The following is a 17,145-nucleotide window of genomic DNA, read 5'->3' on the forward strand; positions in this document are numbered from 1 at the left end:
TTGCTCGGAAAATCATTTTTATCGACAAAAATTTATACAATTCCCGCAATTCTTCAGGTAAAATTTCGCCCATTTTTTAAAACAATAAAAGAAGTGAGTTATGTCGCAAAATACTAATCCGGTGCCAAAAATTGGCTTCGTTTCACTCGGCTGCCCAAAAAATCTGGTGGACTCAGAACGTATCTTAACTGAACTACGTACTGATGGTTATCAAGTTGTTCCAAGCTACGATGATGCTGATTTGGTCATTGTAAACACCTGTGGTTTTATCGATAGCGCGGTACAAGAATCGTTAGAAGCGATTGGCGAAGCGTTAAACGAAAACGGTAAAGTCATTGTGACAGGATGCCTTGGTGCAAAAGAGAATCAAATTCGTGAAGTTCATCCGAAAGTTTTGGAAATTACGGGGCCACACAGTTATGAGCAAGTGTTAAGCCATGTTCATCATTATGTTCCAAAACCTGAACATGACCCTTTCTTTAGTTTAGTGCCAGAACAAGGCGTTAAGTTAACACCAAAACATTACGCTTATTTAAAAATATCAGAGGGTTGTAACCATCGTTGTACCTTCTGCATTATCCCTTCGATGCGGGGTGATTTGGATAGTCGCCCAATCGGCGATGTGTTAAATGAAGCGAAACGTTTAGTGGCTTCTGGCGTAAAGGAACTCTTGGTTATTTCACAAGATACCTCTGCTTATGGTGTAGACGTTAAGCATCGCACGGGTTTTTGGGATGGTCAACCAGTAAAAACAAGCATGGTTGGTTTATGTGAGCAACTCGCTTCTATGGGGGTTTGGGTGCGTTTACATTATGTCTATCCTTATCCACATGTGGATGATGTTATTCCACTTATGGCAGAAGGTAAGGTTTTACCTTATTTAGACATTCCTTTGCAGCACGCAAGTCCAAAAATTTTAAAACTGATGAAACGCCCTGGGGCGGTGGAAAGGACGTTAGAGCGTATTAAGCGTTGGCGTGAAATTTGCCCTGAGTTAACACTGCGTTCTACCTTTATTGTGGGCTTTCCAGGTGAAACAGAAGAAGATTTCCAAATGTTGCTCGATTTCTTGACTGAGGCGAAATTGGATCGTGTAGGTTGTTTCAAATATAGCCCAGTGGAAGGCGCAAAAGCGAATGAGCTTGCAGATCAAGTTCCAGAAGACGTCAAAGAAGAACGTTATCATCGCTTTATGCAATTACAACAGCAAATTTCAACCCAACGACTGCAAGATAAAATCGGTCATAAAATTCTTGTTATTATTGATGAGGTTGATGACGAAGGTGCTGTGGGCCGCAGCATGGCGGATGCACCTGAAATTGACGGCATGGTGTATTTAAACGGTGAATTTGAGGTAAAAGCAGGGGATATCGTTAAAGTGACGGTTGAGCACGCCGATGAATATGATTTGTGGGGTTCTCTCGTTACCGAGTAATAAATAAGCACGCGTTATATCTTTTAGAGGCTACTTATTGTTTAATAAGTAGCCTCTTTTGGTTTCATTTTGAAAAGGTTTTCTGTTTTTATGCTTGAAACTGACGTAGATCAAACAATGAAAATCTATCAATAAATAAATTGATCTGGGATATAAAAATTAAATGACAACTTGACATAATCAGACAACTCTTATCGAAGAATAAGGATAATTATGTCGGCTCATTTATTATTTCCTACTACACCAATAAAAGAAAACACAGCTTATTTAGATGATAATGAGCTTCCCATTTCGTTAATCCGCGATACGATTTTAGCGGGGTTAGCAACACTTCATGATCTTAATGGTGATATTACCTTACTGAGTGTTCAAGGTGAGACACTATGGTTAAGTCAAAATGCACAAGACAATTTTGCTATAGCAAATTTTTTATTAGGCGAAATGAGTCCAAACGCTCAGGAACGGCTTTTTTCCGATCCTATCGAGTTGCATGGTAAATTTTATTATTTGGCGCCAGTATACTCATCATTCGGTGAATTACTGCTGATAGTGGCTTTATCAACCTCTGATATTCACAGCAATATTTTGCTCGCGCTTCTTCAAGCATTGGCTAGAGAGGCCAGCGAAAAGTTGAAGCTGCAATCTTATCTACAGCCACCAGTTTTGAGCAAACTTGAGGGCTCCTGTATTGCTGATATGAATATCCAGTCAGTTGAAAAAGCGCTTATCATTGAAGTAGCAAGAACCTGTAGAGGTAAAATTCAGCAAATGCACCAGATTTTGAACATGGGAAGAACAACTCTATGGCGAAAAATAAAACAATATGAGATTAATATTAAAGAATATAAGTAATAAAATTTGATATTTTTGGTGTGGCGAATGTAAAAAAAACGCTTCAGCGTATTTTTAGATGAAAATGTGTCATTTAAAATAGCTGAAGCATAAAAGGCTGACTAACATTTACTGCAAAGAACTGCCACAAGTGGCTATATTGAGATAAAGAGCAATGAAAAAGAGTGTACATTATCTTTCAATATTGCTTGCCAGTATGTTAATCGCAGCCTTAATTTTTTAGTTTAAGAGGGAGGATTTCAAAATAATGTATGGGGGTAGTGATACTTAGATTTTTACCATTGAGTACCTGACGGGGTTATACGGTATAAAAACATTACTCTATTTAACATAGTAAATAAACAATGTGATTATTACAACTGTAACCATTAATTAACTTAAGTACGTTTTATGCAATGATTGTGTAATTATAATAATTCTTATTTATGAAAATAAATGGGTATTGTGAAACTGATAGCACATTAACCTATAATTATCTAAATTCTTATGTATTAATATCTTTATGACAATTGAATATCTGACGGTTTAAAATTAAACCATCAGATATAATGACTGCTAAGTTGTGAAAACATGTAATATATATTACATATTCTTTGAATAGGTATTAATATAATCGTATTCTTGAATAAGTTGTGGGAGTGATTTTATACCTAGTTTTGTATAAATATTCGAGCGATGCACTTCAACAGTTCTCGGGGATAACGAAAGTTTTTCAGCGGTTTCTTTGCTTGTATTACCTTCTAGAATCATATCCATTATTTCCCTTTCCCTGACTGATAAACGCTCAAACTTATCAGATAGATAGGTATATTTTTTGTGGTTTTCATGTAAATCTAGGAATTGTTCTGTAGCGCTACCAATTGCATTAAGGATCTCAATATCTTTGAATGGATAAGGAAAAAAGTCATAAGCACCAGACTTAAAACTTTCTCTACAGAGGCTAACTGAAGGCTCCTCAGCAAGGACGATAAAAGGAACAATACCAAAAGTATTATTTATATTGGTTAATCGGCTAATACGATTTTCGTTATTGTTTAAAAATAATAAAATACATTCCCTCACATTACTTTCTGAAGGGTAAGTATAATTACTAATAAATGTATCTTCATTATTATAAAACTTAAACACGAAACCAAATGATTCCATCATTAATTTCAGTTTATTCTTAAAGACATTATCACTATCTATGATTACGTGAATGGTGTTATTCATCACCATACTCCTGTTGAACTGATTTGATATTCATATTAATTTGATAAAATAAGTAGATAAATATCGCTAAAAATAATTTTGGCAATAATGTTTTCTACAGAACGTTGTTTTTTTTATTAATGTATTACTGACCTTAATTTATATTAAAAGTATCATCTAGTTAAATTTAATATAAAAATGGAAACAATGGTTAAAGTTTGTGTCAATGCGTAAGAATCGATTAATCCAATGTAACAATTTAGGTGCTTTTACTTGTTTGACGAGTTTTTTTTGCCCGCAAATCAGATGGAAATTTTTATAATCTGGTTCAATAATATCTTAAATAGTCGGTCAAAAAAAGCCTGACTAGTATATTTTATACAATTTTGCTAAGTGAAAGTATCACGCACGGATTGTGTGAAGTTAAGGTGCTTTTTATGTCTGGCATGATAGAATTTAATTTCATCCACTGTGAACGAGTGAATATACTTAATGGCTTCTTTAAAAGATGTTGCTCAACTTGCTAACGTATCGTTAATGACAGTTTCTAGGGCAATAAATAGCCCTGAATTGTTAAAACCAGATACCTTGAAACAAGTACAAAAAGCAATTAACGAACTCAACTATGTTCCTGATTTTTCCGCGCGAAAAATTAGAGGGAAAAGTTCTAAGGTTTCAACGGTTGGTGTGTTGGCGTTGGATACAGCCACAACGCCTTTTTCTGTTGAAATTATCTTGTCTATTGAGCAAACTGCAAGGCAATATGGTTGGAATAGCTTTGTTGTTAATATAACATCCAGTGAAGATAGTGATAGAGCGGTTCGCCAGTTATTATCACAACGGCCTGATGGTATTATTTTTACTACCATGGGGCTAAGGGAGGTCATTATCCCTGAATCGTTACACCAAAGCTTTTTGGTCTTAGCGAATTGTATTGATCATAATAAGTCGTTTCCAGCCTATATTCCTGATGATTTTAATGGGCAATATAAAGCTGTCATCCGCTTAATTGCTAAAGGTTACCGAAAGCCATTATGTTTATACATACCAAAAGAAACATTAGCAGGAAAAATACGCCGAGAAGCTGTGGAAACAGCGTGGAAAAATTCAAGTTTATCTCTCGATGATTTAAAACAATATCACCTTGAGTTTGGCGATGAGCACTATATTGATATTGTAGCTATAATTGATTCTCATTTTGATAATGGAAAGCCTGATTTTGATGTCATTATCTGTGGGAATGACCGTGTGGCATTTTTAGCCTATCAAATTTTGTTAAGTAGAGGCTTACATATTCCAAATGATATTGCGGTACTCGGTTACGATAATATGATAGGGGTTGGTGATTTGTTTTACCCACCTTTGAGCACAGTAGTATTACCACATTATCAGATAGGGCAACAAGCTGCGCTACATATAATAGAAGAGCGCCAACGACAAGATACTCAATACGTGGCATGTGATCTTCTTGAGCGCAGCTCGTTTTAATCCTATTGAAAATAGCTCATTAATGTCGCTGTTTATCTAATTGCTTTTTTGAGTGGCCAGTAAGTGGCTTTTTTCAAGAAAGCAGTCTGGTTTATTGTAAATAATTGCAGTGCACTTTTTCCTATATCAGGATATATGCGGCAACTAAAATTAATTTCGCCATCATTAATAAAAATTTCTAGGCATGAATTGTCAATAAATGCCTGAATTTTTAGTAAGTTAGTTTTTGGCAACGGCACACTACGGCTATCACTAATGATATATTCAGGGTAGTGTCGCATTAAGGTTAATTGTCGGTTTTGGTTATCGATATAAAACTGCGCACCTGTTCCAATCCAAAAACCAAACTTTTCGGCTGAGGAGCTTTGTTCTAAATCCCAAATTAGTTCAATCTCACAAACAGAGGCATCTTCATTCAGCAAATATGTGGTGTTTTTAGGCAGGCAGGTTTGGGGGAAATGTTTGGCGGTTTGCCGTAATGTTTTTAATTCCTCAATGGGATTAGCAATAATTTTACCTTGATTAGATAACGTGAGTTCCCTAGGTACAGTAAAGCAGCCGGACCATCCATGTTGATTTGAAGGCATAGGGCTTTCCCACATATCCATCCAGGCAATAGCAATTCGGCGGCCATCTTTTGCTAAAAATGTTTGTGGTGCATAAAAATCCTGCCCAAAATCTAATTCAGTAAATTGTTGGGTAATTTGGTATGTGGAATTAGGGGACCAACGCCCAATTAAATAACCATTTTGATAGAGGTTCCGATATTGGCAATTTTTTGCTTTTTTTCCTTGAGGCGAAAATAAAGCGACAAATTGGTCTCCAAGGGGAAAAAAATCAGGGCATTCCCACATATAAACATCTTTATCATCAGTTTTAGCGAGCACTTGGTAATTGGGATCCCAATGGTATAAGTCTATTGAATTAAACAAGAGAATTTGCCCTTGATTCATTACATCTCGCGCTCCAACGACCATCCACCATTTATCATCTTGCCGCCATACTTTAGGGTCACGAAAATGCATATATCCTTCTGGGGCAGGAAGAATGATCCCTTTTTTTACGAAATGAATGCCATCATCACTAACGGCTAAGCACTGAGATTGTTGAATATTGTTATCATTACCTTCTTCTTCTAACCAAATATGCCCCGTGTAAAATAAATACAGTTTACCTTCGTGACTGACCGCAGAACCTGAGAAACAACCATCTCTGTCATACTCTTCACTTGGTGCAAGTGCTATCGGTTGGTGCTGCCAATGTACCATATCAGTACTTGTAGAATGACCCCAATGCATTGGCCCCCACATTGAACTGTATGGGTGATGTTGATAAAAAGCATGGTATAGACCTTGATGATAAATCAAGCCGTTAGGGTCGTTCATCCAACCTGCTTGAGGTGCTAAATGGTAGTGCGGATAAAATTGGGTATTTATCAATTTTGCATTATTTTCAATGAGTTGATTTGCTTTTTTGATGTTTTTTTCCATGATGGCTCCTCAATCTTTTTCGTGAACAAATCGGAAATGGATAAACGGGGATCGATAATACGTGCGTTTTGTAGACGATCTCTTTATACTCTTTATGTTAACGTTAACAATGAGAGTTTACTAGCTTAAATTTTTTTGATTTAGAAATTAAGGGGAAAAAAATGAAAATCTGGGCACTGGGTGATGCAGTTGTTGATTTGATCCCATTACATAATATGCAATATCAAGCTTGTGCAGGCGGTGCGCCTGTAAATGTCGCGGCTGGTGTTGCTCGGCTCGGCTGCCAAAGTGGGTTTATCGGTAGGGTCGGTGAAGATGCATTTGGCCATTTTATGCAAAAAAGCTTATTTGACCTTGGTGTTGATACGCAATCAGTGGAGTTTGATGAACATTATCGAACTAGCACAGTATTAGTCTCGTTGCATGAAAATGGTGAGCGAGAATTTGCTTTTTTAGTTTCCCCTTCAGCTGATCAATTTTTAAGTTCTAGAAATTTACCTAAATTTGGTCGAGATATTTTGCATTTTTGTTCGTTAGCGCTTGTGCACCCAATTTGTCGAGCTTCGCTAACGGAAGGTGTAATTCAAATCAAGCAAGCGGGGGGGTTGTTAAGCTTTGATGTGAATATTCGCCCACAAATGTGGGAAGACCATGAGGAAATGCGCCAAGTTGTTGATACCTTTGCGAGACAAGCGGATATTTTAAAGCTTTCTGATGATGAATTACTTTGGTTAACAGGTGAAAGCTCATTTGATAAAGCCATTGAGAAATTACAAGATTATCCAGCGCAGTTAAAAGTTGTTACTCAAGGCTCACAAGGGTGCTATGTCGTGACGCATGAGTTCCACATGGCGGTTAGTGCTTATTTGGTTGAAAGTGTTGATACGACTGGAGCAGGGGATGCATTTATGGCTGGCTTACTTGCTGCGATTGAAAAATTTGGCATGGTAAATACGAAAGAAGAATTGATGACAATTATTTCTCAGGCTGCGGCGTGTGGGGCATTAGCTACAACCAAAAAAGGCGCGATTGCAGCAGCACCAACTCCACAAGAACTTGTTGAGTTCTTGCAGCTTCAGCCACCACTACATCAAAAAACGGTATTTTAATGCAAAGAATTCGCGTGCAAATAATAAGTGGTTGGGTCTGCCGCTTTTTATTTGCACATAATCTGGAATGAATCGATATAGAATAGGGGGCAGCGACATTTGATTTTCTTAAAATTGGCGTATGATGTGATGCTAATTTTACTTTATTAGACTTTCTTGTAGGTTAGATTATGTTTCTGCGTTCAGGAGTGGCTTTAGCTATTTTTTCCTATATTTTATGGGGGATAACGCCTTTATTCTATCGTTTACTCCCTGAGGCTGAGCCGCTAGAGCTTCTCGCAGAGCGCCTTATTTGGTCTATACCATTATTGTTTTTAATCCGCTTAGTCATTAAAAATAAATCAACGTGGAAACAAATTTGGGCGGATAAAAAATCAATCATTCTTTGTCTTTTTAGTTCGTCTGTAATGGCTATTTCATGGACGACATTCACATATGCACTGACTCATGGACAAGTGCTAGCCGCAAGTTTAGGTTATTTCATTAACCCATTATTTTCTATTTTATTGGGGGTTGTTTTTTTACGTGAAAGGTTAGTTTTTGCGGAAAAAATGGCCGTCACATTTATTTTGGCTGGGGTGGGGTATCAAATCTGGCAGTATGGTGAATTCCCAATTTTAGCATTAGTGATGGGAAGCGCCTTTGCTGTATATGGATTGATCCGTAAGTTTATTCGGTTTGATGTTATTAGCTCATTGTTTTTAGAAGCATTATGGTTGTTACCTGTCGCTGTGGGGATTACTTGGTGGTTATCGTCAAAAGGGTTGAGCGCAGTGGAGGCGGGGGATTGGCAGCTTCGCGCTTTGTACATGCTAGCAGCGCCAGTGACGATTATTCCATTACTCTTCTTTACCGTAGCGATTAAGCGGACATCACTTACAGTTATTGGTCTGGCTCAGTATATAGAGCCAACAATTCAATTTTTACTCGCCGTATTCTTATTTAATGAGTTATTTGATTGGGTCAAAGGAATTAGTTTTTCATTAATCTGGATTGGTTTGCTATTTTGTATTTTGGCGTTATTGCATAAGCAATATACTCAGTTTTCCCAGAAAGAGCCTTTTATTACAGGGCGGGATGAAACTCCTCAGAATTAGAAAATATTTCATTTAATTTCAAAACGCTATGTATTTTATCATAGCCTTTTTATTTCCCGAATAGTAAAGGCAAACGTTTGCGTATATAATCTTCAGCACTATTTTCGCATAGAAGGTCATCAATCATGGAACAGCTAGGAACCGCACTTTGTGCATCTGCAACGAAAGTTATGTTACTGGGCGCGGGAGAGCTAGGTAAGGAAGTTGCCATTGAATGCCAACGCTTAGGAATCGAGGTGATTGCGGTAGACCGCTATGAAAGTGCACCTGCTATGCACATTGCTCATCGCAGCTATACCATAAATATGTTGGATAGCGAGGCATTGAAGCAACTCGTTGCCTTGGAAAAACCTGACTTTATTGTGCCTGAAATTGAAGCGATAGCGACAAAAACATTAGTTGAATTAGAAGATGCTGGGCAAAAGGTTGTGCCCTCAGCTAAAGCTGTTTTTTTAACAATGGACAGGGAAGGTATCCGTCGCCTTGCAGCTGAAACATTAGGTTTACCAACATCTGAATATCATTTCGTCGAAAATAAACCTGATTTTATTGAAGCTGCTGAAAAAATTGGTTTCCCATGTATCGTAAAGCCCGTCATGAGTTCATCAGGAAAAGGGCAAAGTGTTATTCGTTCAAATGCGGATTTAGAAAAAGCGTGGAATTATTCTCAAGAAGGGGGCCGTACAGGACAAGGCCGAGTTATTGTTGAGAAAATGGTTAACTTTGATTTCGAAATAACACTGTTAACGGTTAGTGCTGTCGATGGGATTCATTTTTGTGCTCCTGTAGGGCATCGCCAAGAAAAAGGTGATTACCGTGAATCTTGGCAGCCACAAATGATGAGCGAGAAAGCCTTGAGAAAGGCTCAAGATGTTGCAGCGAAAATTGTATCTGCGCTAGGGGGCTACGGCTTATTTGGGGTTGAATTATTTGTGTGTGGTGATGACATCATTTTTAATGAAGTTTCTCCACGCCCCCATGATACAGGAATGGTAACGCTGATTTCGCAAAACCTTTCTGAATTTGCTTTACATGTACGTGCATTCTTAGGTTTTCCAATTGGTCGAATTCGCCAATATGGGCCAAGTGCTTCAGCTGTTATTCTTCCTGAGCTTCACAGCCGAAATGTGGTGTTTTCTAATATTAAAGATGCACTAGGCTCTGATATTCAATTGCGTTTGTTTGGTAAACCTGAAATTGCAGGGACTCGGCGTTTAGGTGTTGCATTAGCCACTGCTGATTCGATTGAAACTGCGCTGGAAATGGCAAAAAAAGTGGCAGTGACAGTGACGGTATCTGGTTAGTTTTTCAGTATGAAAAAAGGGAATAGTTTCCTATTCCCTTTTCTTTCTGCTTATCTTTAATAAGAGTAATTTCTTCTATTGATCATCTTATTTACAGATGGCGCTTAATGCCCTTACAGGTGAGTCTTCTGTTACTGCAATCGATTCAAGTCCTGTATAGTTGATTGAACATTGGCCTGATTTATTACCCCATTTAATATCAATGCGGCCTGAGTCTGGTAATCCACTCATATAAAGCTGGCTATTAGAGCCTACAATCCCAGTATTGATATCCGCATCATTTTTATCATTAGAAACCAGAGTTGCGATTGCACCAAATGGTGGCATTTTACCTTCATGGCTGAGGTTAATAATGACCTGATAACCGATTTTTGTTTTAAATTGACGTTTAATGACCGCGCCTTCAGTAGGGTATACCATCATTGAAGTATCTTTAAAGGTCACATCATCAGGTAATGTATTTACGTTAACTGAGATTTGGTTTGCAGTATTACTCGATAACTGTGGAATAATAGCATTACCAAAGTAGTCAAACTTAGCACCTGAAGATAACGCAGTTCCCCTCGAACCATCGGCTGTAACAATCGCAATCGTATCCCCCATATTTGGTGATAATGAGATACCATTTGAGTGAGCGACAATTCCACCACTTAAACCCGTATTAATTGAACGGTTTGAGTCAGAATAGCTATAGCCAGCTGATACTGTTGAGGTATCGGCTGAGTAGGTCGCATTCAAACTCCCCCCATAATTATGATTGTTGTTGTCGTAGTTTTGGTATAAACCATAACTTAATTTACTATTTAGGGTATTACCCGTTAAACCTGCTTGGTGTCTTGTATTACCGTGATTATCATGAGTTATACCATAACGTGCACTCATAGCCTGAGCCATTTCGCTATTGCTTAACATACTCATAGGGACGGAGATATCAAAAGTAATTACACGGTTTTGAGGCCATGACTTATTCTCATTCTTAACACGGTCAATAGTATAACCGATGCTGTAAGAGATCCCTTCAAAGTTGTTATTGTAACTCAAGCCTAATGTAGTGTTAGAACGCTGGTTCCCCCAGTACGAATTTTTTGCTGCTCTAAGTGAAAGGGAACCATAAGAGTCAAATGATTGGTTAATTGATGTTTGGAAACTATAGCGCTCCCTCGAGCCAGTCCATGGTGCTAAACCATCTTTAATGTCATAGCCTGAAATATTATAGTCAGCAAAGGAATAGAAGTTTTCCGACGTAAAACGTAACGCTGTTAAGTCAAATGATGTTCCTGTGGAGAGCATACTTTTTGAATAACGGACGCGGTAAGATTGGCCTTTAAGATTTTTGTTTGAAAAACGCGCATCTGAGTGAGTAACGTCACCGGATAATGCACCTAAAACGCCCAAAGATAGTCCTATCCCGCCAACAAATGAATTATAACCATTAGCAACTAATACACCACCGTAGGTGGTAATATTATGCGGCAAACCGATACTAAATGAACCTAAAGTGAATGTTTTCTTTGCTGAATCAACGGAGATCCCACCATTATAGCGTCCCGCTGCGATTTCATAGTTATAAGATCCTGGACGCTCCATAATTGGCAGTGATGAATATACTTGTGTGAAAACAGTTTGTTTACCATTTTCCTCTTCAACTGTGATTTCCATATCCCCAGCTAAACCACTGGCAGGAATATCACGAATAACAAAGCGTCCCGGTGCAACAAAGGTCTGATATACAACACTACCATTCTGACGAACGGTCACTGTTGCATTAGAATTCGCAAAACCTTCAACAAGAGGGGCGAAACCTTGTAGACTATTTGGAGAAAGTCTTGGATTTGATTTTAAGCTTGCCCCTTTCATTGGAATGGCATCAAAAATATTTCCATCCGTTGAAACTTCACCAGCTCTTAACGTTGATTTAATTGCATTAATTGTTCGGTAAACATTTGTATTTGAAAAATCAGAGTTACTTGAGCTTGGCCCATTACTCATTTTATTTTGGTTATATAAGTAATTAGTTCTAAAGCGCCATGGACCAATATTGATCCCTGGGTTTAAATTGAGGAAAAATGAGTCTGACGTTGATGTTTTTGAGCCATTCTTACCTAGCTGACGATTTTGGTTATAGTTCATCACATAATTCATGACGAGTGCAGTTACACCATCATCACGTAGCTCAGGTGGAACATAACCAGAATAGTTTGGAACTAAAGCAATTTGTGGAATTGATAGACTAACCGTTAATATTTGCGGGTCGAATGTTGCCGTAGCATCTGTAATATAGTCAGATAAATTGGTAATTACTGCATCATCTGCGAGTGATTTAAATTTAGGCAAGACAGTGGTGTTCACACCAAAAGTTCTTAATTGAGCAACTGTAAAAGTGGGTACAACATTCCCATTTGATTGTTTTTCAAAAAGAATATGGTGCTCACCAGCAGACAGCATGTTAACTCTAATTGCAACATCATAAGTGCCAGGTGTTAGAGTGTTATTACTAGCAAAGTCATTTAAATCGATTTGTGATACGTCGATTCCACTACCATGCATTAATAAACCTGGGTCGAAATAGGATTCGGCATGTGCAAAAGATGGGGTCATTGCATAGCAACATGCAAAAACCTCTAATGCGATTATTTTTATTTTTATCCCTTTCACAACATCACCATTCTTCGTTTAGTTAATCAAGTTCCAAAAAAAGATTAATTTGATGATTCTTTATCAAGCCCCATCAAATACTCATTTGTAAATCGCCACTCAATTTTTCCAGTATTATTGTTCGGTAGCGTAATTTCTTTTGTTGAAAATGGGGGCAGTGTTATTTCTCTGTCGCCATTTTTAATGCTTGTACCTGCAACCTTTAAATACTCAAATGTGAAATAAAAAGGCGTCGGGTTTTCTAGTATCAATACATTATTTTTTCTTGTGACTTTGATATCTTTTGCTAACTTATCAGTTTTTAAGTCTTCAATTTTTTTAGGGCGGTAAAGCAATTTAAAATAGAAATTAGGTATGATATTTAACTGAACACTATTTTCTTTTTTGTTTTTATCTTCGCTAGGAATGCCTCTAATACCTATCCAAAAAATACTTTCTCTATCATCAGGGAGAGCCTCGTTGTTAACTTTGTTTCCTGTTCGGCGTATATTCCAAGATGTTTGTGTGTTTGCTTCCAGCATTTTTAATGGTGGCAAAATAACAAAAGGTACTATTTCGGATGCTTTATTTTCCTTAGGTAGTAATGATTCATGGTCAGTATTTGCTATCCAAGATTCCATTAGATAACTATTGTTGTTTCCATTTTTCAAATCAACACTAATCCCACCAGAATCACTTTCTTTATAGACATAGCGTTGAAGCGTAAAATCAAATCCTGTTGTATTATCTGCTAGTGTGGTATTTGAAAAGCATAAACCTAATAATAAAAACGAAAGAAATTTATTTTTGAGCATTTTTAGTACCGTTCAAAGTTATTGGGGTGGTTTTTGTTTCTCCACCATAATCATTAATGATACTCCATTCTATTTTTGATACTTTTTTGGTTGTTTTTATGTCAAAAGTAGAAAATGGTGGAACCATTGGCGCCCGGTCGCTGTTATAAGGCACTCCATCAATCCTTATATTTACTAAGGTGTAATAATAAGGTGACGGGTTTTTTATCGTAATGATGTTGTTAGCCTGTGTTGCTGTCAGTTTGTCAATATATTCATTGACATGCCCTTGAATTCCATTTGGGCGATAAAACATTTTTATGACTATTTTTGTGGATAAATTAAATGTTGTACCAACTTGGTTACTATTATCATTACTATTTTTTTGTTTTGTCTCAGGAATAAAATTAACCATAAGATAAAACAAAGATTCTCTATCGTTTGGTAAGTTACCTAATGATTGAGGAATAATTTTCAGTGCGTTATTTGATTTTTCTTTTAAGGTTACAATTGGCGGTATAACCGTAAAGTTCTCACTTGTTGCACTTTCTGTTTCGATATTGGTAAAGATTAAACTTTGGACTAGATATTTTTTATCCGCAGTATTATTCGCTGTAATACTTTGACTTTTGTCGTCTTGTTTAAAAATCACTCTTGAATGGTCAAGAGAAACTGCTGCAAAAGTGCTCTGTGAGGCTAATAAAGTTATCAATAAAGACTTAATAAACTTTTTCATATTCATTTCCACTGTATATTATTAATCGGCGTAATATCCAATAGTTAATTTAGCAGAAAAATCACCATCATTTGGTTCACAATCAGCTTCTGCACAACGCAATCTTGCTTCGATCATTTTTATATCACTTGTGCCTTGTATATTGTCCCAAAGTACTGAAGCTGCGCTTGGCTTTATTGAGCTACTCTCATTGACACTGACTACTCGATTGTTATCAAGTAACTGAACACCAATGACATCATTTGGGTTATCATTGAATATGTTATTGCGTCCAGCTAAAGTGTTTCCTGATGCAATATAGACAATCGCTGTATTTTGATCTGCAGTTGTGCAGTTTTTCAAACTAATGGGAAATTGTTTAACGACATTATCACTTTTTATGTCGCTAGTTGTGGTAATTCCAGATTGGTTACCGAATATAATTTCATTCTGGACATCTATTTCACACGTTTTTGATAAAAATAAAACAGAAAAATCATAGCGAACTGAATTACCATCATCTGCTGTAGACAGCGAAGATGCGGACATGATTAAAAAAGTCAGTAATGCCTGTTTTATTTTTTTCATGAACCTCAATCCTGATAATATTCAAAAGTGACCGCTGCATTTGAATCGCCTGGTGTTACATCACTATCTCGTTTAACAAGGCTAACTCTGTAATTAATTTCTATTGAATCGTTAGTTGTTGATGGAAACGTTGTAATGCTTTCATCATTAACCTGCTGACAATTTTGGTTGTTTTTATCGCAGGATTCAAGTAGAAAACCCGTTTTAGTTGTATCATTTAATCCAAAAAAAACGCCATTATCAAATTTAGTGGATGCTGCTGATTTAGATTTAATTTTAACAGTTCGTTCTGTTCCCGCAGGAAAATTTTTACACGCAATAGTATATGAAAAGCTTTCGGTACGAATAGGCTGTTTAATTGGCTTGCTATTAACATCTGATGCTACCAATATGCCGCTTTTATTAAAATCAATGTTTTTATCTAAATCGTTGTTATCATCAAATTCACAAGTCCCTTTGATAATTTTTGTTTTGAATTGCATTTGGCCATTTTGAGCTAAAAGTTGGCTAGAAAATACAGTAATACCCAAAACAAGTACTATTTTACTGAACAGTTCCATGGAACTCATCATATCCTCCAAGGTCATTAATGATAGCCCATTTGACAGAACCATTTTTATTTTGACTCGAGTAGTTCATTTCAGCAAAAGGTGCAATGACGTTATTTTGCTTATTTAGTTTTATAATTTTGTTATTAACATACAGGCCTGCTAAGTTAATATAATAAGGGGAGTCATTAACTAGCTTGACACCATTTGCTGTGCTCATTGTTTTTACACTACTAAAGGCGACAGATTGCTCCATAGAAAGATTGGCTGGGCGGTAGAAAATTTTAACCACATTTTCTAACCCTACTTTTACACCATCACTACCTTTATCTGACTCAGGTACATTTCTTGAGTGGAAATAGTACATAGACTCCCTATCTTTAGGGAATTTACTTGGTATCGCTTTTATTTTAATAATATTTTGTTGTTTAGGTGCGAGCTTAAAAATAGTTGGCGTTACAACAAAATAACCCTCTAATGCGGTTTTACTACTGAGCTGTTGTGTAATGAAGTTTGCAACTAAGTAAGACTTGTCATCTTCATTTCGAGCTGTTATTGAAGACGTATTGGTTTTTTCCTCAATGACAATACGTGTTTGGCTTAACCCAACACCAGCTTGAGATGCAAATGAAAAAGTCATTAATATAAAAGCTAAGGATTTTAATTTTATCATTTTTTATTTCCTTTATTGCAGGCAGTAAATTAATACTGCCTGCTCAACTAGCTAATTAACTAAAAGTAGTTATTAGTCGTATGCAACGCTGAACGTTACTGGAACATTTAATTGCTGTGCAGTAGCCTCAGTAGTTGTTGCGTACAGGCTTGCAATCATTGGAACGACGATGTCGCCAGTGCCGGTAATTTTCAGATCAGCGATTTCAGTTGCTTCATTCGGTGTCAGGTCAACTTTAGTGCCTTTAACTGCTTCTGCTTGTAATTTAACACCGATTTGTGATGCTTGAGCATCAGCAAACATATCAGAGTGACCCGTTAATACTTCACCAGAAGCTTGGATTGCGATAGAACCAGTTTGCTGATTGGTGCTGTCGTCGTAAGGTTTAGTACAGTTATTTAATACTAAAGAGAAGTTTTCACTTGAGATTGCAGCTGCAGTGCTCAGACCTTTAGTTTTATGTGTACCTAAGCTAATTAAATCTTTTGAAACACTAACGTCACAAGTTTCTGCAACTAAACGTGCGTTAAAGTTAACAGTTGCATCTTTAGCCGCGAAAGCTTGTGAAGAAAGAGCAACAACAGCTAAAGTACCGATGAAAGCAAGTTTATTTAATTTCATAATAATCATTCCTAAGTATGTGAGAGAACTAATCTTAATTTTTAAGGTTTATATCTTTTTTTTCATGCTATATATTAAGTTTTAATTAGTATTTTCAGAGTTTGAAAATTTATTATTTTATTGAAATAGGATAGAGGTAAATAATCTAGGTTATTTATTCTTTATTTATTTATAAAATAATTTTTTTATTAAAAACTTAATTTTTTGAATTTGGTCTGGCTATTTGCAAACTCTCGTTCGCTGTGTTCGTGAATAATATTAGTTGTACTCATATAAGTTGTCAAACTAGTGAAAAATAATTTTATTATACATTTTAATAGTTTTCAAAGTGTTATTTTTCATTAATATCAATGTATTGCGTTTTTTTGTGTTCCTATTGTTAAACTTTTCTGATGTATTCAGTTTTTTATTCTGATTAATATCATAAATGGCTGCATATAAAGTTAAATGTACTAACATTAATACTTATTCATGTTTTGTCTCTGTTTTTAACACTTGAGGTGGGTATTGAGGGCAAATGTTACGAATAAATAATAGGTGTGAGTAAAATACGTATAAATGAGGTGTTTTTAATATATTTATTAATATTATTGACTTTTTAACTCT

The 17,145-nt window shown here is 36.4% G+C and carries 15 protein-coding genes; 6 read left to right on the plus strand and 9 right to left on the minus strand.

Features of this window, described 5'->3' with window-relative positions:
• Positions 1 to 100: 100 nt before the first annotated feature.
• Both rimO and AC4IFO_RS11545 read left to right on the plus strand, forming a co-directional pair.
• Complete coding sequence (gene rimO, locus AC4IFO_RS11540; RefSeq protein WP_490734488.1) at positions 101 to 1,435, plus strand: 30S ribosomal protein S12 methylthiotransferase RimO; 1,335 nt, start codon at positions 101 to 103, stop codon at positions 1,433 to 1,435.
• Positions 1,436 to 1,648: 213 nt separating this feature from the next.
• Positions 1,649 to 2,287, plus strand: coding sequence for a helix-turn-helix domain-containing protein (locus tag AC4IFO_RS11545; RefSeq protein ID WP_490734491.1), 639 nt, complete (start codon positions 1,649 to 1,651; stop codon positions 2,285 to 2,287).
• 582 nt (positions 2,288 to 2,869) lie between these two features.
• Here the strand turns inward: AC4IFO_RS11545 and AC4IFO_RS11550 are convergent.
• Positions 2,870 to 3,499 carry a response regulator transcription factor gene (locus AC4IFO_RS11550; protein ID WP_490734493.1) on the minus strand — a complete coding sequence of 210 codons (630 nt, stop codon included), beginning with the start codon at positions 3,497 to 3,499 and terminating at the stop codon, positions 2,870 to 2,872.
• Between the two features lie 471 nt (positions 3,500 to 3,970).
• Between AC4IFO_RS11550 and AC4IFO_RS11555 the strand changes: the two genes are divergently transcribed.
• On the plus strand, positions 3,971 to 4,966 hold the full coding sequence (locus AC4IFO_RS11555) for a LacI family DNA-binding transcriptional regulator (protein WP_490734495.1): 996 nt from the start codon (positions 3,971 to 3,973) through the stop codon (positions 4,964 to 4,966).
• Positions 4,967 to 4,998: 32 nt separating this feature from the next.
• On the opposite strand, the gene AC4IFO_RS11560 is transcribed toward AC4IFO_RS11555, so the two are convergent.
• Positions 4,999 to 6,456, minus strand: coding sequence for a glycoside hydrolase family 32 protein (locus AC4IFO_RS11560; RefSeq protein ID WP_490734497.1), 1,458 nt, complete (start codon positions 6,454 to 6,456; stop codon positions 4,999 to 5,001).
• Between the two features lie 161 nt (positions 6,457 to 6,617).
• On the opposite strand from AC4IFO_RS11560, the gene AC4IFO_RS11565 reads away from it, so the two are divergent.
• The 3 genes from AC4IFO_RS11565 to purT all read left to right on the plus strand — a co-directional run bounded on the left by AC4IFO_RS11565 (position 6,618) and on the right by purT (position 9,966).
• On the plus strand, positions 6,618 to 7,565 hold the full coding sequence (locus tag AC4IFO_RS11565; RefSeq protein ID WP_490734499.1) for a PfkB family carbohydrate kinase: 948 nt from the start codon (positions 6,618 to 6,620) through the stop codon (positions 7,563 to 7,565).
• A gap of 170 nt (positions 7,566 to 7,735) precedes the next feature.
• Positions 7,736 to 8,662, plus strand: a complete 927-nt coding sequence (gene rarD / locus AC4IFO_RS11570; protein ID WP_490734501.1) for an EamA family transporter RarD — start codon at positions 7,736 to 7,738, stop codon at positions 8,660 to 8,662.
• Positions 8,663 to 8,787: 125 nt separating this feature from the next.
• On the plus strand, positions 8,788 to 9,966 hold the full coding sequence (gene purT, locus AC4IFO_RS11575) for a formate-dependent phosphoribosylglycinamide formyltransferase (RefSeq protein ID WP_490734503.1): 1,179 nt from the start codon (positions 8,788 to 8,790) through the stop codon (positions 9,964 to 9,966).
• Positions 9,967 to 10,053: 87 nt separating this feature from the next.
• Here the strand turns inward: purT and AC4IFO_RS11580 are convergent, their stop codons facing one another.
• From AC4IFO_RS11580 to AC4IFO_RS11610, 7 genes are all read right to left on the minus strand, one after another.
• Positions 10,054 to 12,621: a fimbria/pilus outer membrane usher protein gene (locus AC4IFO_RS11580; RefSeq protein ID WP_490734505.1), complete on the minus strand. Its 2,568-nt coding sequence runs from the start codon at positions 12,619 to 12,621 to the stop codon at positions 10,054 to 10,056.
• A gap of 44 nt (positions 12,622 to 12,665) precedes the next feature.
• Positions 12,666 to 13,415, minus strand: coding sequence for a fimbrial biogenesis chaperone (locus AC4IFO_RS11585; protein WP_490734507.1), 750 nt, complete (start codon positions 13,413 to 13,415; stop codon positions 12,666 to 12,668).
• Positions 13,402 to 14,130 (minus strand): fimbrial biogenesis chaperone, encoded by a 729-nt coding sequence (locus tag AC4IFO_RS11590; RefSeq protein WP_490734509.1) that lies wholly within the window; start codon positions 14,128 to 14,130, stop codon positions 13,402 to 13,404. The genes AC4IFO_RS11585 and AC4IFO_RS11590 overlap by 14 nt, the downstream gene beginning before the upstream one ends.
• Positions 14,131 to 14,151: 21 nt before the next feature.
• Positions 14,152 to 14,697, minus strand: a complete 546-nt coding sequence (locus AC4IFO_RS11595) for a fimbrial protein (RefSeq protein ID WP_490734511.1) — start codon at positions 14,695 to 14,697, stop codon at positions 14,152 to 14,154.
• A gap of 5 nt (positions 14,698 to 14,702) precedes the next feature.
• Positions 14,703 to 15,257, minus strand: coding sequence for a fimbrial protein (locus AC4IFO_RS11600; RefSeq protein ID WP_490734518.1), 555 nt, complete (start codon positions 15,255 to 15,257; stop codon positions 14,703 to 14,705).
• Positions 15,241 to 15,918: a fimbrial biogenesis chaperone gene (locus AC4IFO_RS11605; protein ID WP_490734519.1), complete on the minus strand. Its 678-nt coding sequence runs from the start codon at positions 15,916 to 15,918 to the stop codon at positions 15,241 to 15,243. The genes AC4IFO_RS11600 and AC4IFO_RS11605 overlap by 17 nt, the downstream gene beginning before the upstream one ends.
• 72 nt (positions 15,919 to 15,990) lie before the next feature.
• Positions 15,991 to 16,539 (minus strand): fimbrial protein, encoded by a 549-nt coding sequence (locus tag AC4IFO_RS11610; RefSeq protein ID WP_490734520.1) that lies wholly within the window; start codon positions 16,537 to 16,539, stop codon positions 15,991 to 15,993.
• Positions 16,540 to 17,145 lie beyond the last annotated feature (606 nt).

It is taken from the genome of Providencia sp. UF-224, from assembly GCF_058245955.1.

Coding starts and splice junctions, on each gene's coding strand:
- AC4IFO_RS11605 (WP_490734519.1), bottom strand. CDS start 15,918: ATGATAAAATTAAAATCCTTAGCTTTTATATTAATGACTTTTTCATTT.
- rimO (WP_490734488.1), top strand. CDS start 101: ATGTCGCAAAATACTAATCCGGTGCCAAAAATTGGCTTCGTTTCACTC.
- AC4IFO_RS11600 (WP_490734518.1), bottom strand. CDS start 15,257: ATGGAACTGTTCAGTAAAATAGTACTTGTTTTGGGTATTACTGTATTT.
- AC4IFO_RS11590 (WP_490734509.1), bottom strand. CDS start 14,130: ATGAAAAAGTTTATTAAGTCTTTATTGATAACTTTATTAGCCTCACAG.
- AC4IFO_RS11555 (WP_490734495.1), top strand. CDS start 3,971: ATGGCTTCTTTAAAAGATGTTGCTCAACTTGCTAACGTATCGTTAATG.
- AC4IFO_RS11585 (WP_490734507.1), bottom strand. CDS start 13,415: ATGCTCAAAAATAAATTTCTTTCGTTTTTATTATTAGGTTTATGCTTT.
- purT (WP_490734503.1), top strand. CDS start 8,788: ATGGAACAGCTAGGAACCGCACTTTGTGCATCTGCAACGAAAGTTATG.
- AC4IFO_RS11560 (WP_490734497.1), bottom strand. CDS start 6,456: ATGGAAAAAAACATCAAAAAAGCAAATCAACTCATTGAAAATAATGCA.
- AC4IFO_RS11550 (WP_490734493.1), bottom strand. CDS start 3,499: ATGAATAACACCATTCACGTAATCATAGATAGTGATAATGTCTTTAAG.
- AC4IFO_RS11545 (WP_490734491.1), top strand. CDS start 1,649: ATGTCGGCTCATTTATTATTTCCTACTACACCAATAAAAGAAAACACA.
- AC4IFO_RS11565 (WP_490734499.1), top strand. CDS start 6,618: ATGAAAATCTGGGCACTGGGTGATGCAGTTGTTGATTTGATCCCATTA.
- AC4IFO_RS11595 (WP_490734511.1), bottom strand. CDS start 14,697: ATGAAAAAAATAAAACAGGCATTACTGACTTTTTTAATCATGTCCGCA.
- rarD (WP_490734501.1), top strand. CDS start 7,736: ATGTTTCTGCGTTCAGGAGTGGCTTTAGCTATTTTTTCCTATATTTTA.
- AC4IFO_RS11610 (WP_490734520.1), bottom strand. CDS start 16,539: ATGAAATTAAATAAACTTGCTTTCATCGGTACTTTAGCTGTTGTTGCT.